This window comes from Streptomyces sp. H39-C1 (assembly GCF_027158125.1).
GTDB classification, from domain to species: Bacteria; Actinomycetota; Actinomycetes; order Streptomycetales; family Streptomycetaceae; genus Actinacidiphila; species Actinacidiphila fildesensis.
The window spans coordinates 97924-112036 of record NZ_JAPVLS010000013.1; the positions used below are offsets into that span (position 1 = coordinate 97924).

A 14113-nucleotide genomic window follows, 5' to 3' on the forward strand; every position below is an offset into this window, starting at 1 on the left:
GGCCATGACCCGGTAGTCGGACAGGTCGTCGGCGGTGCCGGTCTGGGGGTCGGTGACGCGCAGACCTACCAGAATGCCCGCGGTCTGGCCTCCGAAGGAGTGACCCGCTGCGACGATGCGGCTGTGGTCGACCCGGCCGGGGAGGCCGGGCACGGATGCCTCCAGCAGCTTGAGCTCATCCAGGATGCGCTTCATGTCCTGCACGCGGTAGCGCCACAGGTGCGGCCTGCGGGAGTCGTCTGCGGCGATGGCGACCCGCTTGGAGTCGAGATGCGTGGCTTGGATCACCACGAAGCCATGAGAGGCCCAGTGGTCGACCAGCGGTGCGTAGCCGTCCAGGTCGGAGCCGAATCCGTGTGCGAAGAGCACGATCGGCAGGCGTGTGCCAGTGAGCGGTGCGGAAACGCGTACGTGCAGGTCCTGGCCGCGCTGGGGGGCGGGCAGCACGATCGGCTTGACCGTCACGGTCGGGGTCGGAGCGGGGCCGGTGAGGCCGGTCGTCTGGTGGGGGGTCATGTGCGTGCTTCTTTCCAGTGTGGTGCGGGTGGCGGGTCAGGTGGTCTTGACGTTGAGGATGCGTGCGGCGTTGATCCGTGACGTATCCAGCGAAAACCCCGGGGTCATGTCAGCTACGCTAAAACTTGACGTTGACGTCAAAGGCAAGTTGTTATGGCGTAGATCACATGGAGCTCGGAATGCGTATTGGGGAACTCGCACGCCGCACAGGCGTCAGCACCCGGGCCCTGCGGTACTACGAGGAGCAGAACCTGCTCACCGCCGAGCGAAGCAATTCCGGCCAGCGCCACTACCCGGAAACCGCGGTCGCCCGGATCCTCCTGGTCCGGGAGCTGTTCACCGCCGGTCTGTCGAGCAAGATCATCGCCGAGCTCACGCCCTGCGTCATCGACGGCAAGGCCACACCCGAACTCCTCGACCGCCTGGCTGTGGAGCGCGGTCACATCGACCAGCACATCGTCGATCTCACGCACACCCGAGGCAGGCTCGATTCGGTCATCGCCAGCGCCTCCGCATCCATGGACACCGGGACTTCCTGCCAACCCGGCCCGGCATCGACCGCTCCAGCGCAGGTCAGCAGCGTTACCCTTCGTGGCGATCAAGAAGCTCGGGAAGGTGAGGGATGACGTCGTCCAGTCCGTTCGCGGTGCTCTGGAACAGTGACCAGCTCGCGTTATTACGAGAACTGGCGAGCCCGCGAACGGCGCCGCTGCGGCGGGTGCAGCGAGCGCATGTCGACCTGGCCGGCGCACATGGCACCGCGAACGCCGTCATCGCCCGCACGCTCCGGCTGTACCTGGACACCGTGCGCCGCTGGCGGGCTCACCCGCCCTGAGGACTCGGCTTCTACGCGAAAGCCGCCGAGGTCTGCGCTCTCTACCTCCATCGCCCACCGGGCTCGGTAGTCCGGTCGAGGACATCACGCGCAACGACTCGGTCACCTTCATCGCCTTCCTGCGATGGCTGGAGCACGCTGTCCCAGCGGATTCGACGATCCACCTGATCCTGGACAACGGCTCCTCGCACACCTCGAACGCGACCCGGTCCTGGCTGGCCAAGCACCCGCGCCTCGTCGTCCACCACACCCCCAAGCGCGCCTCCTGGCTGAACCAGGTGGAGATGTTCTTCTCGATCCTGGCCCGCCGACTCCTGCGCCGAGGCGAGTTCAACTCCCGCCAGGACCTCGTCGAGCAGATCCGCGAATTCACCCTCGCCTACGACGACCAGGCGCGACCATTCCGCTGGTACTACGACAGCACCCCGCTCAAGGCAGCCTGACCCCCGCAGGATCAGCGCGGCGAAGCACGAGCACGTCGCCAGTGCCGCCCCGGGTGTACGCGCGATCAGCGGCCCCGGCCCGAGCAGGGCCAGGACCTCGGGCAGGGCCACGACCCCGGGCAGGCGGCCCGAGCGCTCTGACCTGCGGTGACAGTGAGGACGCCAGCACAGCCGCTGCCGAGCTGAGGCACGGCGCCACCCAGTGGATTCGGCCGACTGTGAACTGTGCCGTGACCGGCACACGTGGTTGCCGGTTGAGTAGGCATGAAGAAACGAATGATGCTTGCGGTTGCTTCCCTTGCCACGGGAGTGGTGGCTGCCCTGATCACCCCCAGTGCACATGCCGGTGTTGCCGATGGCACCCTGAACAACTTGCATCCGTTGACGGGCGTCGATCTGCTGAACGCATCGGTCAACAGCGAACCTCACAGCGTGGAGAACCACAACGCCAACACCCGGGCCGAGAGTCACCAGAACAGCCGCGAAGGGTAGCGGCGCTGACACCAGGAGCCACCCGACCATGAGGTGAGCGCGCACGGCTCGTTCACTCTCCGCAGACTTAAGTTCTCGCTGGTCAGCCGGCTCGATTGCGGACCCCGTCCGACAGTTGAGCCGGTGGAGCGATCGCATTCCAGAGGGGCGTGTTCCAGGGTGATGTCCGGAGATGCTGCTGCTGTTCAGGCTTCGGGGATGTTCCGGCCGAAGGTCTCCAGGGTGATGTCCTTGGGTTCGGGTCCGCCGCGTACGCCGGTGTCGAGCGCGTCGAGGGTCGCAAGCTCGTCGGCCGTGAGTTCGAAGTCGAAGACGCCGAAGTTCTCGGCGATTCGCTCGGGCCGTACGGACTTCGGAATGGCGGAGCGCCCTTCCTGGAGGTGCCAGCGGATCATGACCTGGGCAGGGGTCCTGCCGTGGGTGGTGGCGACGGCGGCGATGGTGGGGTCGTCGAAGGTGCTGGTGCTGGTTGCGCTGCCGCGGTAGCTGGTGATGCCACCGATCGGCGACCATGCCTGTGTCAGGATGCCGTGAGCAGCGTTCGCGGCCTGGACATCGGGCTGGGTGAAGTAGGGGTGGGCCTCGATCTGGTTCACCGCGGGGACCACGGTGGCGTGCTGCAGCAGGGCGTCGAGGTGGTCGGGCATGAAGTTGCTGACCCCGATCGCGCGGACCCGTCCATCGGCCAGGAGGGTCTCCAGTGCCCGATAGGCGTCCTTGGTGAGGTCGAACCGGCCAGGCAGGGCCTGGTGGAGGATGAGGAGGTCGATCCGGTCGACACCGAGCTTGCCGGCGCTCTTGTCAAAGGCGTGCAGTGTCTGGTCGTAGCCGAAGTCGCTGATCCACACCTTGGTCTCGATGAACACCTCGTCGCGGTCCAGGCCGGAGCGGCGGATGGCTTCGCCGACTTCGCGTTCGTTGCCGTAGGCGGCGGCGGTGTCGATGAGCCGGTACCCGGTCTTGAGCGCCGCGTCCACGGAGTCCGTGGTGACGTCCTGGGGCGTCTGGAACACCCCGAAGCCGAGGGCCGGCATCCGGATGCCATTGTTCAGGGTCAGGTCCATGGTGCTGTGCCTCCTGGCATCAGTGATGGTCGGGTGCGTTCGGCGGTCAGTGGCTGCGGGTGCGTTCGGCCTTGTACCGCTGGTCGGTGATGTGCTCCAGCCAGGTGGTCCCGGGGCCGTCGGCGTCGGGCGCGGTGCCGTCGCGGGTGCCGATCAGCGCGGTCGGCTGCGCCTTGACGAACGCCACGGGGTGCTCCTCGCTCTCAGACGGAGGGCACGTGTGACTGCGGCAGGCTCAGCGCTCCATCATGCGCATCTGGGCCGCGTTGTGGGTGTCGCCGGCCGCTGGGGGCAGGCTGGTCAGCCTGGCGAGCTGCTCCTCGGTCAGCCGGACTGCGTCGGCTGCGGCGTTCTCCTCCAGCCGGGCCACGCGCCGGGTTCCGGGGATGGGGGCGATGTTCTCGCCCTGGGCCAGCAGCCAGGCCAGGGCGACCTGGGCAGGGGTTGCCCCTGTCTGGGCGGCGACGGCGGCGACCTCGTCGGCCAGGCGCAGGTTGTGCTGGAAGTTCTCGCCGCTGAACCGCGGGTTGTCGGCGCGGAAGTCGGTGGGATCGAACTGCTCGGTGGAGCGGATCGTGCCGGTCAGGAACCCGCGTCCCAGGGGCGAGAACGGGACGAAGCCGATGCCCAGTTCGCGCAGCACCGGCAGCACCCGGGCCGCGGGATCACGGGTGAACAGCGAGTACTCGGATTGGACCGCGGTCACCGGATGCACCGCATGCGCGCGGCGGATGGTGTCGGGCCCGGCCTCGGACAGGCCGATGTGCCCGATCTTGCCCTCCGCGACCAGCTCGGCCAGCGCGCCGACGGTCTCCTTGATCGACGTGCCGGGGTCCACCCGGTGTTGGTAGTACAGGTCGATGTGGTCGGTGCCCAGGCGCTTGAGCGAGCCCTCCACCGCGGTGCGAATGCTGTCCGGGCTGCTGTCCGCGCCCTGCCGACCTGTGTAAGAGATCAGTCCGAACTTCGTGGCCAGCACCACCTGGTCCCGGCGCCCCTTGAGAGCGCGGCCGATCAGTTCCTCGTTGGTGTAGGGACCGTACACCTCGGCAGTGTCGATGAAGGTGACACCCAGCTCCAGGGCACGGTGGATGGTACGGATCGACTGCTCATCGTCGGTTCCGGCACCGGTGTAACCGTGGGACATCCCCATCGCACCGAGTCCGATCCGGGCGACGTCCAGGTCTCCGAGGCTGACGTGCTGCATCGTTGCTCTCCTGTTCAGGTGGCGGGCTGCTGTAGTGCGGATGGTCATTCCCCGACAGGGAAGTCGGTGGCAGCAGCAAGGTCGCGTCCACGGCCTGGCCGCCGACGATCTGCTTCTGCACCGCCAGGCCCTGCGCCATCCGGGTGACGGGAGTGGTGGTGGACCGGCCTTCCAGTGGATACGTGGCCGGGCAATAGCCGCTCGTGGGTGGCGGCGGCCTGGTCGTTGGATCCGGGGGCGGTCACGGGCGGATCGCCACCTTGAGGCTGGTGCGATCGTTCATCGCCTGGTAGCCCTCGGCGATGTCTTCCAGGGGCAGGGTGCGGTCGAAGACGCGTCCGGGGCGGATCGAGCCGTCCAGGATGTGCGGCATCAGTTCGTCGATGTAGGCGCGGGCGGGGGCGACGCCGAAGGCGACGTCTCGCTCCACCCCGCCGACCTGGATGCGGCCCTGGCGGCGGGACTGCACACCCCGGTACCAGGGCCCCGCGGTGCCCTTGACCGAGCGCACATACAGGTGATCGCCCGCGCGGACCACCCACATCGTCACCGGTGCCCGCAGCGAGCCGTCCGCCCGCCGCGACGACAGGTCCAGTTCCTCGGCCGCACCGACCCTCTTCAGGTCAGAACCGTCCCAGTCCGCCATGCTCGCTCCTCTCGGGTCCGTCAGCGAGACCGTGCCCAGAGGGGCGGCCCCGGTTCACCGTCACCTGAGCGCGGCTGGTCCGCCAGCCGTGCGCGATGCGCTGCCGGGAGCGGGCCGCCGTGTGGCGACGGTCATCGCTGCGCACCTTCGAGCCTGCCCCAGCGCCGCCCTGCCAGGCAGACCGGGATCTGCCAGGGAACGGCGAGCGGGGGCATGACAGGGCCCCCTGGACCCGCGTGTCGCGGTGGCGGCCGAGGGAAAATGGGGCCATGGCACCCGAGCAGCACAGCAGCGGCGAGGAACTGGGACGCTTCCTGCGCGCCCGCCGCACCCAGACCAGCCCCCAGTCCGCCGGCCTGACCCCCGGACCCGGCGTACGCCGCACCCCCGGGCTGCGACGCGAGGAACTGGCCACGCTCGCCGGAGTCAGCATCGACTACTACACCCGCCTGGAACGCGGCAAGGAAACCCGCCCCAGCCCCGCCGTCGTCGACGCCCTCGCCCGCGCACTCCAACTCGACGACGCCGAACACCAGCACCTACGCGACCTGGCCGTGCGCGCCGCACGCTACGGCGGACAGCCCGCCGCCGCACCCAGCCGCACCGTGCGCCCCCACCTGAGACTGCTGCTCGAAGCCGTCCGCCCGAATCCCGCCTACGTCGTCAGCCGCAGCATGGACCTCCTCGCCCACAACCCCGGCGGCCTTGCCCTGTACGCCGGGATGGAGGACTGGCCCGCCACCCAGCGCAACCTCGCCCGCTACCTGTTCCTGCACCCCGCCGCCCACCAGGTCTTCCCCAACTGGGACAACCAGATCCGCGGCTGCGTCGCCCGCCTACGCGCCCTCGCCGGCACCGACCCCGATGCCCCCGACCTCACCCACCTCGTCGGCGAACTACTCCTCAAGAGCCCCGACTTCGCCGGACTATGGGAACGCTACGAGGTCACCGGCCGCAAGAACACCACCAAGACGTTCCGACACCCCACCGTAGGCACCCTCACCCTCGCCTTCCAGGGCATGGCCCTCGAAGGCACCCCCGGCCACCGCCTCGGCGTTTACACCGCCGAACCCGGAACCCCCGACCACGACGCCGTCCTCCTGCTCGACATGACCGCCCCACAAGGCGCCGCCCAGCACCAAGCCCACACAGGAGACCAAACCAGCTGAGCATGTCGCCCGCAGACAACTCGGGGCGCGCGTGCGGGGCGCCGTTCCTCCTCGCGCACCACAAAGGTCGGTGACCGTGGGTGCCCGCCTGGCGACCAGGGGTACGGGCCCGATAGCGCGACGACGGACGTGTTGAGGCGTAGCGTGAATCGTGGAGGCGTGGGAACGGCGATCCAGGTGATGCCGCAGTCACACCTCGTTGTCTGTCGTGCCCGCCAGGCCGGGCCACGTCCAGAAATCCTCACTCCGGAGATTTCACGGACCCTGCGACTACGGCGCACCCGGCCAAGCGAACGCGAAGCTCCGTCGGAAGCGTGGGGCCAGCGGGCCGCTGTCATCTGCGGCCACCAGCTGCGGAGTCGGCCGGTTCCGCGAAGCGGTTGAGTCAGGTTCCTGAGGAATTCGGCGAGTCGGCGAATTGGTAGGCGAATCGAGGCGGCCCATGCACGCGGTGACGGTGATACCCGGAAAGAGCGGATCGGTGGAGCTGTCGGACATCGCGGAGCCGGGGGCCGAGCTGGGGTCGGTCGTGGTGGAGTCGCTCGCGGTCGGGGTGTGCGGCACGGACGCCGAGATCGCGCGGGGCGAGTACGGGTTCGCCCCGCCGGGCAAGGACCGGCTGATCCTGGGGCACGAGTCACTGGGCCGCGTGGCCCACGCCGCAGCGGGTGGCCCGACCGTGGGTGACCTCGTGGTGGGCATCGTGCGACGGCCGGATCCGCTGCCGTGCCCGAACTGCGCGGTCGGTGAGTGGGACATGTGCTCCAACGGCCTGTACACCGAGCATGGAATCAAGGAGCGTGACGGTTTCATGGCCGAACGCTGGCGCAGCGATCCCGACTACCTGGTCAAGGTGGACCCGGAGCTGGGCGTGCTGGGGGTTCTGCTGGAGCCGGCCTCGGTGGTGGCCAAGGCGTGGGAGCACATCTACGCCATCGGCCACCGGACGTTCTGGGACCCGCGCACCGTGCTGGTGGTGGGGGCCGGCCCGATCGGGCTGCTGGCTGCCCTGCTGGCTCGGCAGCGGGGGCTCGAGGTTCACGTGATGGACCGGGTCACGGGTGGCCCCAAACCCGTGCTCGTCGAGGCACTCGGGGCTCGCTATCACAACGGGGCGGTGGCGGACCTGGGGCTGAGTCCGGACATCGTCGTGGAGTGCACCGGGGTGCCCGCGCTGATCCGGCAGTCCGCCGAGGCGGCGGCGCCCGGCGGCATCGTGTGCCTGACCGGCGTCGGGTCGCTGACCGACCGCTCCGCCGGCGGCATCGAGAGCGGGCTCGCCACCACCGCCGTCCTGCGCAACCTCGCGCTCTTCGGCTCCGTCAACGCCAACCGCCGCCACTACTACCTGGCCGCCAGAGCACTCAGCCGGGCGGACCGGGGCTGGCTTGAGGGACTGGTGACACGGCGCTTCGCTCCCCACGACATCGTCCGAGCACTGCAACGGGACCCGGACGACATCAAGGTGATCCTCGACTTCACCGCTTGACCATCGCTCGCCCCGTGAATCCACTCCCCCGAGAAATGTCCTTCCGCCGGACCATCGCGCAAAGGAATCGACATGACCGAGACAGGCTTCCCCCCGATCTCCGACTACGCGTTCCTCAGCGACTGCCACTCGGTGGCTCTGGTCGGCCGCGACGCGTCCGTGGAGTGGGCGTGCTTCCACCGCTTCGACCAGCGCTCGGTCTTCGCCCGGATCCTGGACCGCGAACGAGGCGGTTACTTTCGCATCGCCCCGGTCGCGGAGTACACCACCACGCGGCGCTACCTGCCGGACACCAACGTCCTGGAAACCCGCTTCGAGACCGCCACCGGCGCTGTGACGGTCACCGACTGTCTGCCAGTACGCGAGGACCTCACCCGCCCGGGCCGCGTCGAGCGCCGACCGCCGGACGGGCTGCTCCTGCGCACCGTGCGCGGCGAGACAGGCACCGTGGAACTGCTGCTGGAGTTCGCCCCCAGATTCGAGTACGGGCTCACCACTCCCTTCATCGAACTCCCGGGCGAGGACCTGGCCGTGGTCACCGGTGGCCCCGACTCCCTGCTCCTGCAGAGCGAACTGGGGGCGCTGTCCACCGACGGGACCGGCATGTGCACGTCCCGTGCGAACGTGGCCCAGGGGCAGGTGGCCTACGTCGCCCTCACCTACGCGGCGGCCGGGGCGCTGACCGTTCGCAGGCTCTCCCCCACGGACCTGAGCGGCCGATTGGCGGAGACCGTCGCCTTCTGGACCAACTGGGCCGCCCGGTGCACCTACCAAGGCCCGCACCGCGACGCCTTGGTGCGCAGCGCCCTGGTCCTCAAGGGGCTCATCTACGACGAGACCGGTGCCCTCGCCGCGGCGCCCACCACCTCGCTGCCCGAGGAGATCGGCGGCGAGCGCAACTGGGACTACCGCTACACCTGGCTGCGTGACTCGGCAGCGATGCTCGCGGCTCTTGGCGCCATCGGTTACTTGGAAGAGGCCCAGCACTTCGCGGACTGGCTGCTGCGCACCACCGCCGGCCGGGCCGAGGACCTGCAGATCATGTACGGCATCGGCGGGGAGCGGCTGCTCCATGAGGTCGACCTCGGCCATCTGAACGGCTACCGCGGGTCGCGCCCGGTACGGGTGGGGAACGGCGCCTGGGACCAGTTCCAGCTCGACACCTACGGCGAACTGCTGGCTGCGGCCTTCCTCGTCCTGAAGCTGCGCGGTGCTCACACACTGACGCCGCGCAGTGCCGCCTTCCTGTGCGACGTGGTGGAACTGAACATCAAGCGTTGGCAGGAGGTCGACGACGGGATCTGGGAGATCCGCGGAGGACGGCGGCACTTCGTCTTCTCCAAGTTGATGGCCTGGCTCGCCGTGGACTGCGGTCTCCACATCCTGGACCTGAACCCTGCACTGACCCAGGACCCTGGGGTGCGCGAGCGCTGGGAGGACGCGCGCCAGGAGATGCGCACCGCCCTGGAGACCCGAGGGGTGGACCCGAAGACCGGTGCCTTCCTGCAGGCATTCGAACACGATGAGCTCGACGCCTCTGCCCTGCAGGTGGGCCTGCGGGGCTTCCTACCGCCCGACGACCCCCGGATCCTGGCGACGATCGACCGCATCGAAGCCGAACTGACGCGCAACGGCCACGTCTACCGCTACCTCGGCGAGGACGGCCTGGAGGGCGAGGAGGGCACCTTCGTCTTCTGCACACTGTGGATGGCCTCCGCCCTTGCCCGTGCCGGCCGCACCGACGCCGCCGAGACGTATCTGACCCGTGTCCTGGACTGCGCCAACGACCTGGGACTGCTGGCCGAGGAAATCGACCCCGGCACGGGAGAACAACTCGGCAACTTCCCCCAGGGCTTCAGCCATCTCGGCGTCATCGGAGCAGCGCTGAACCTGGCTTACGCCCAACCCGGCGCCGACGCCCCCTGGGTCGACCGGTGGAAAGACCTGCAGGAGTGATGACCCGCACTTCGTGTGGACTCGGGTCAGCGTGTCAGGTCGAAGATGGCCTTGCCTGCCAGCGAGACACCGAGGAACAAGCAGATCGCGACAATGGCCGGGTCCTGGTGTGCTGCCAGCCAGGAGCGCAGACCGGTCAGCGTTTGCTGGGCCCTCGTTGGTGTGAAGACCATCAGGAGTTCCATCGTCAGAAGACTGGCGGTGGCGAGGACGCAGAAGGCCAGCAGGACGAGGGAGGACGCGCCGTGGGTGAGGTCCGCCTCCACGACCGTGGAGGCCGCGGCGGCGACCATCCCCCAGGGCTGCAGCAGTACAGCGAGCCCGGCGGCCGACCACACGGACGTCTGGTGCGCTCGGGATGCCGGCGCGGCCTCGTCCGAGGCGGATCGAGCCGTCTCCTGGGAAGTGGCGGAGCGGCGGCTGCGGCGTCGGCGCTCGCCGTACAGGACCAGGGAGACGCCGATGGCCAGCTTGGCGGCCAGTGCGGCCGTGGAGGGCGGGCTCCTGGGCGCGGGCGGCTCCCCGCCGGTCAGGAGCAGCACCGCAGCGATCACGGCCACCAGGCACGCCAACCAGGCCAGGATGAACGCCAGCCCCTTCCAGACGCCGCCGGGTGAGGAGAGCACCAGCACGAAGGCCATGATCGGCAGGGGGTAGAGCGTGATGGCCAGACCGATCAGGATCAGGTCGAGCACCATCGGCACACCCTTCTCACTACCCTTGTGCCCATATTTACGCCTCGTCCGGCCGCGCACCACTCCTGCGGCGGTCCCGCCTGTCGCTCGACCGGCTGGGGGCCGAGAATGCAGATTGTGGCCAACCTCAGCGCAGTCCGCGGCAGTCTCCGGCCCGCCTGGTCAGCATCATCTTCTCGCTGCTGTTCCTGGTCGTTCAGTGGGCCGCGACGACCTTCACCCCGCGGCTGGGCCTGTTCCGCGACGACCCACTCGTGTGGCGCACGTTCGCCTTCTCCCTCGGGGTCTTCGTCTTCTGCATCGCCGCAGCGCTGACCATCGTCAGCCGAACGGAAGTCTCCATGGCGGTCCCGGTGATCGCGATGATCCTGGCACTGGTCACGCTGGCATTCATGTACACGCTGCAGAGCCGTGCCTTCTCGTCGATCCAGCTCGGCCCCTGCCTGCATGCGATCAGCAGCCGGACACGCCACGTCGTCGACACCGTCTACGACCGGCCTCTGGGTGACACGGACGCGGCCAGGTCCAGCCGGCCGGCCGAGGCCGACGGGGTTCCTGTCCCCTGGCCCGGCCATGGGGCAGTGCTGTGCGGCATCGACGTTCCCACGTTGGTGGAGGTGGCTCGCGCGCACGACTGTCTGATCGTGCTGTGCCAGGCTCCTGGGCAACTCCTGGTCAGGAATCGTCCCGTGGCGCGTGTCCACGCAGGCAATGCAGGCAACGCAGGCACGCTTCCATCCGATGTACTTCTGGCAGCCCTGGCACCAGGAGTGGAACGCACCTTCGACCAGGACCCCGAAATCGGCATTCGGCTGCTGGCGAACATCGCCCTGCGTGGTCTGTCCCCGGCGATCAACGACCCGGCAACCGCCGTGCAGGCCCTGGACCACATCGAAGACCTCTTGCTTCTGCTGGCCGACCGGGAGCTCGACGTCGGCCACATCCGCGACGCCGAGGGTACGTTGCGGCTCATCGTGCCGGTCCCGAACTGGGACCGATACGTCCGCACCGCTCTCGACGACGTGATCAACAGTGCGCAGACCGTCCCCCTGGCCCTCCACCGGATCCGGCTGCTGCCGCAGCACGTCCTGGACGCCGGCCCCGAAACACGCCGCCCGCAGCTCCGGGAACGACTCACCCTGGTGGAGCAACTGCTGGCGCGCAGCTCCCCTGCCACTTCGGCACCGGCCCCGGCAGTCGACACCGACAAGAAGTGACGAATCTTGAGCATCAGCCTGTTCCTGGGCTCACTTGCCGGCTGCCTCCCCGGTGCGATTGCCGCTGCCAGGAGTCGACCGCGACCGGGGGGCGGCCAGGGCGACGAGGTGCCGCCAGTTCAGACGCGGGTTGGCCGTCGGCGCCCCGGGACGGCCCCTGGGCACCCGCACCCGGAGTACGCCCGCGTTGATGCTGCAGGTGACCGGGGTCGACAGGTTCAGGGCTTCGCCGTCGACCGCAACGGGAATGGTCTCCGCAGCCGCGTGGACCGTGACCTGGTGTGCCGTCAGTACGTGCAGCCCGGTTGCCTGGCCTCCGCGCACAGCCAGCTCGGCCGCTTGGACCGGCCCGTCCACCCGGATGCCGAGCACGCCCAGGGTGCCCCTGTCGAGCCGTGGTCTGCGGCCGGCGGTGAGCGGGTCGACTGCGGCGTACGGGTTGTTGCTCACGAGCAGCGCCTGCTGGGATTCCAGCCGGGTGCCGTCCACGTCGACGTCGAGCCGTTCGCCCTGATCACCGAGCAGCAGATCGGGCAGGGCGTTCAGGGCGGTGCCGGCTTTGGCGGCGCGGTAATCCGGGCTCTGGACGATCTGCGCGTAGGCCCCGAACGAGACGGTGTTGACGAAGGTGCGGTCCGCCACGATGCCGAGGTCGACCCTCAGCTCCTCGCCGTCGGTGAGCGCGTCCAGACAGCGAGTGGGATCGGCACGGTCCAGACCCAGGTCCATGGCGAAGTGGTTGCGGGTCCCGGCGCTGATCACCAGGAAGGGGAGATCGTGTGCCGCCGCGACGGCCGCGACCAGGGATTGGGTGCCGTCACCACCCGCAACGCCGAGCAGATCAGCCCCTTCGGCCACCGCCCGGCGCGCCAAGGCGGCGACATCGGTGCTCACGGCGGTGTCCAGCAGGAGCACCCGCGCGCCCAACCGCTGAGCTTCCTCCACCAACCCGAAACGCCCCACCTTGCCGCCCCCGGACATCGGATTCATGATCAGCACCGGCCGCACCGGCGCCGGACGGGCGATCGCCGCCATGCCCCGCTCAGGCCGCGCCCGGCGCAGAGCCGCCCGCCCGCAGGTCAACGCGGCGCCACCGAGCAACAGCGACTCCAGCGCCACCACCCAGAGTCCCGTCCGGGCATAGAACACCAGCACCGCCGCCGGAGCCGCGACAGCGAGAAGTGCACCCGCCCAGCGCACCACCCCCCGATGCGCCAGCGCCCACCACACCCCCGCCGCCGCCACCACCAGGCCCGCCAACCCGATCACGAGGATCAGCGGACCGCCCTCCCCTGTGAACGCGAGCAGGATCGCCACCGCTGCCAGGGCACACAGGAGCGAAAGCCGAGCCAGCGGCCGGGCACCTGCCATCTCCATGAAGGTGCCCTTTCACCCGAACAGCCGAACTGCACTTCGCTGCCACCTTCCCGCATCCGAACACAACGACAACCGCTCCGCATCCGGAGGCCCCGTCCCGGCGCCGACGACCGTTCGGCTTGGTACCCGTCCCGGTCGGCTCCCCCAAGGGTGCCCGGAGGGGTCTGTCCGGGTCGCGGGCGTCGAACCGACGGATTTTACTGAACGTCGGCAGTTCGCGCGGGTCGCGATGCTGCCCTCGGCCCGCCGACCCAGCCATGCGGTTCGAGTCACTGCTGAGACGTCGCACGCCACGGCACCGCCTTCCTTGAGGAGACGCCCACATGACGGAGCCTGCCGTCCCTTCCCGGAACGGTGCACCGTCCACGGCGTCCGCCGCGGATCGCGGCCGGAAGCGCGGCCCACTCACGCCCGAGGGCGTCCTGCAGTGGCTGCTGGAGGGGAACAGGCGCTGGGTCAGCGGGCAGCTCGCCCATCCGCACGGGACCGTCGCGCGTCGTGAGGCCCTGGCGGCTGGGCAGGACCCCATGGCGACCGTCTTCTCGTGCATCGATTCGCGCGTGCCCCCGGAGATCGTCTTCGACTGCGGTATCGGAGATCTCTTCGTGGTGCGTACCGCGGCCCACACCAACGACGGCCTGGTGCAGGGAGCGGTGGAGTACGGAGTGGACGAGGCGTTGACGCCGCTGCTCGTCGTGATGGGACACCAACTCTGCGGCGCGGTCGGCTTCGCGGTGGAAACACTCAACGCCGGCCGGGAGGCACCCGCGCACCTCGAGGATGTCGTCGAGGCCCTGCGACCGGCCTACGAGGCGGCCAAGCCTCTTCCGGGCGACCAAGTGGACAACACCGTCCGGGCGCAGATCCGCCTGACCGTGGAGCAGTTGCACCATGACTCGATGCTCGAACCCCTCGAAGCCCAGGGACGGGCCCGCGTCATCGGCGCCTACTATTCCCTGGATTCGGGAGCTGTGGAATTCCGCCAAGGGTGAGCCCTGGGTGGACTT

Annotated in this window: 15 protein-coding genes and 2 pseudogenes; 9 read left to right on the forward strand and 8 right to left on the reverse strand. The window is 69.2% G+C overall.

All coding sequences use genetic code 11. The features are described 5' to 3' along the window. A partial coding sequence (locus tag O3W51_RS11595) for an alpha/beta hydrolase family protein (protein ID WP_443048272.1) occupies positions 1-516 on the reverse strand: 516 nt, incomplete at its 3' end. Between the two features lie 179 nt (positions 517-695). On the opposite strand from O3W51_RS11595, the gene O3W51_RS11600 reads away from it, so the two are divergent. The 4 genes from O3W51_RS11600 to O3W51_RS11615 all read left to right on the forward strand — a co-directional run bounded on the left by O3W51_RS11600 (position 696) and on the right by O3W51_RS11615 (position 2286). Further along, a complete protein-coding gene (locus O3W51_RS11600) occupies positions 696-1142 on the forward strand; it encodes a MerR family transcriptional regulator (protein WP_138351713.1) in 447 nt (148 codons plus the stop codon). Next, positions 1139-1351 (forward strand): hypothetical protein, encoded by a 213-nt coding sequence (locus tag O3W51_RS11605; RefSeq protein ID WP_244808937.1) that lies wholly within the window; start codon positions 1139-1141, stop codon positions 1349-1351. The genes O3W51_RS11600 and O3W51_RS11605 overlap by 4 nt, the downstream gene beginning before the upstream one ends. Before the next feature lie 110 nt (positions 1352-1461). Then, positions 1462-1794 (forward strand): transposase, encoded by a 333-nt coding sequence (locus tag O3W51_RS11610; protein ID WP_198358006.1) that lies wholly within the window; start codon positions 1462-1464, stop codon positions 1792-1794. A gap of 264 nt (positions 1795-2058) precedes the next feature. Continuing rightward, positions 2059-2286: a hypothetical protein gene (locus O3W51_RS11615; protein ID WP_138351715.1), complete on the forward strand. Its 228-nt coding sequence runs from the start codon at positions 2059-2061 to the stop codon at positions 2284-2286. A gap of 185 nt (positions 2287-2471) precedes the next feature. Here O3W51_RS11615 and O3W51_RS11620 read toward each other — a convergent pair whose 3' ends face one another. The 5 genes and pseudogenes from O3W51_RS11620 to O3W51_RS11640 form a co-directional block, all read right to left on the reverse strand. Beyond that, positions 2472-3350 carry an aldo/keto reductase gene (locus tag O3W51_RS11620; protein ID WP_138351716.1) on the reverse strand — a complete coding sequence of 293 codons (879 nt, stop codon included), beginning with the start codon at positions 3348-3350 and terminating at the stop codon, positions 2472-2474. Between the two features lie 46 nt (positions 3351-3396). Continuing rightward, positions 3397-3537 carry a hypothetical protein gene (locus O3W51_RS11625; RefSeq protein ID WP_187144686.1) on the reverse strand — a complete coding sequence of 47 codons (141 nt, stop codon included), beginning with the start codon at positions 3535-3537 and terminating at the stop codon, positions 3397-3399. Between the two features lie 48 nt (positions 3538-3585). Beyond that, positions 3586-4557, reverse strand: a complete 972-nt coding sequence (locus tag O3W51_RS11630; protein WP_269285593.1) for an aldo/keto reductase — start codon at positions 4555-4557, stop codon at positions 3586-3588. Positions 4558-4798: 241 nt separating this feature from the next. Beyond that, a pseudogene (locus tag O3W51_RS11635) lies at positions 4799-4966 on the reverse strand (IMP dehydrogenase); the annotation flags it as partial. Positions 4967-4969: 3 nt separating this feature from the next. Further along, positions 4970-5203 (reverse strand): annotated as a pseudogene (locus O3W51_RS11640) (DUF2255 family protein); the annotation flags it as partial. Positions 5204-5472: 269 nt separating this feature from the next. Here O3W51_RS11640 and O3W51_RS11645 point away from each other — a divergent pair. From O3W51_RS11645 to O3W51_RS11655, 3 genes are all read left to right on the forward strand, one after another. Continuing rightward, positions 5473-6372: a helix-turn-helix transcriptional regulator gene (locus O3W51_RS11645; protein ID WP_138351719.1), complete on the forward strand. Its 900-nt coding sequence runs from the start codon at positions 5473-5475 to the stop codon at positions 6370-6372. A 442-nt stretch (positions 6373-6814) separates the two neighbouring features. After that, on the forward strand, positions 6815-7861 hold the full coding sequence (locus O3W51_RS11650; RefSeq protein WP_138351720.1) for a glucose 1-dehydrogenase: 1047 nt from the start codon (positions 6815-6817) through the stop codon (positions 7859-7861). A gap of 72 nt (positions 7862-7933) precedes the next feature. After that, on the forward strand, positions 7934-9817 hold the full coding sequence (locus O3W51_RS11655; protein ID WP_138351721.1) for a glycoside hydrolase family 15 protein: 1884 nt from the start codon (positions 7934-7936) through the stop codon (positions 9815-9817). Between the two features lie 26 nt (positions 9818-9843). On the opposite strand, the gene O3W51_RS11660 is transcribed toward O3W51_RS11655, so the two are convergent. Beyond that, entirely contained in the window at positions 9844-10515 is a 672-nt protein-coding gene (locus O3W51_RS11660; RefSeq protein ID WP_138351722.1) for a GAP family protein, read from the reverse strand. Between the two features lie 167 nt (positions 10516-10682). Here O3W51_RS11660 and O3W51_RS11665 point away from each other — a divergent pair, with 167 nt between their 5' ends. Next, positions 10683-11729, forward strand: a complete 1047-nt coding sequence (locus tag O3W51_RS11665) for a DUF2254 family protein (RefSeq protein ID WP_269285636.1) — start codon at positions 10683-10685, stop codon at positions 11727-11729. Positions 11730-11759: 30 nt separating this feature from the next. Here O3W51_RS11665 and O3W51_RS11670 read toward each other — a convergent pair whose 3' ends face one another. After that, positions 11760-13100: a diacylglycerol/lipid kinase family protein gene (locus O3W51_RS11670; protein WP_138351869.1), complete on the reverse strand. Its 1341-nt coding sequence runs from the start codon at positions 13098-13100 to the stop codon at positions 11760-11762. Positions 13101-13429: 329 nt separating this feature from the next. Here O3W51_RS11670 and O3W51_RS11675 point away from each other — a divergent pair, with 329 nt between their 5' ends. Continuing rightward, the gene (locus tag O3W51_RS11675) at positions 13430-14098 is read left to right on the forward strand and encodes a carbonic anhydrase (RefSeq protein WP_138351724.1); all 669 of its coding nucleotides are present in this window, start codon (positions 13430-13432) and stop codon (positions 14096-14098) included. Positions 14099-14113 lie beyond the last annotated feature (15 nt).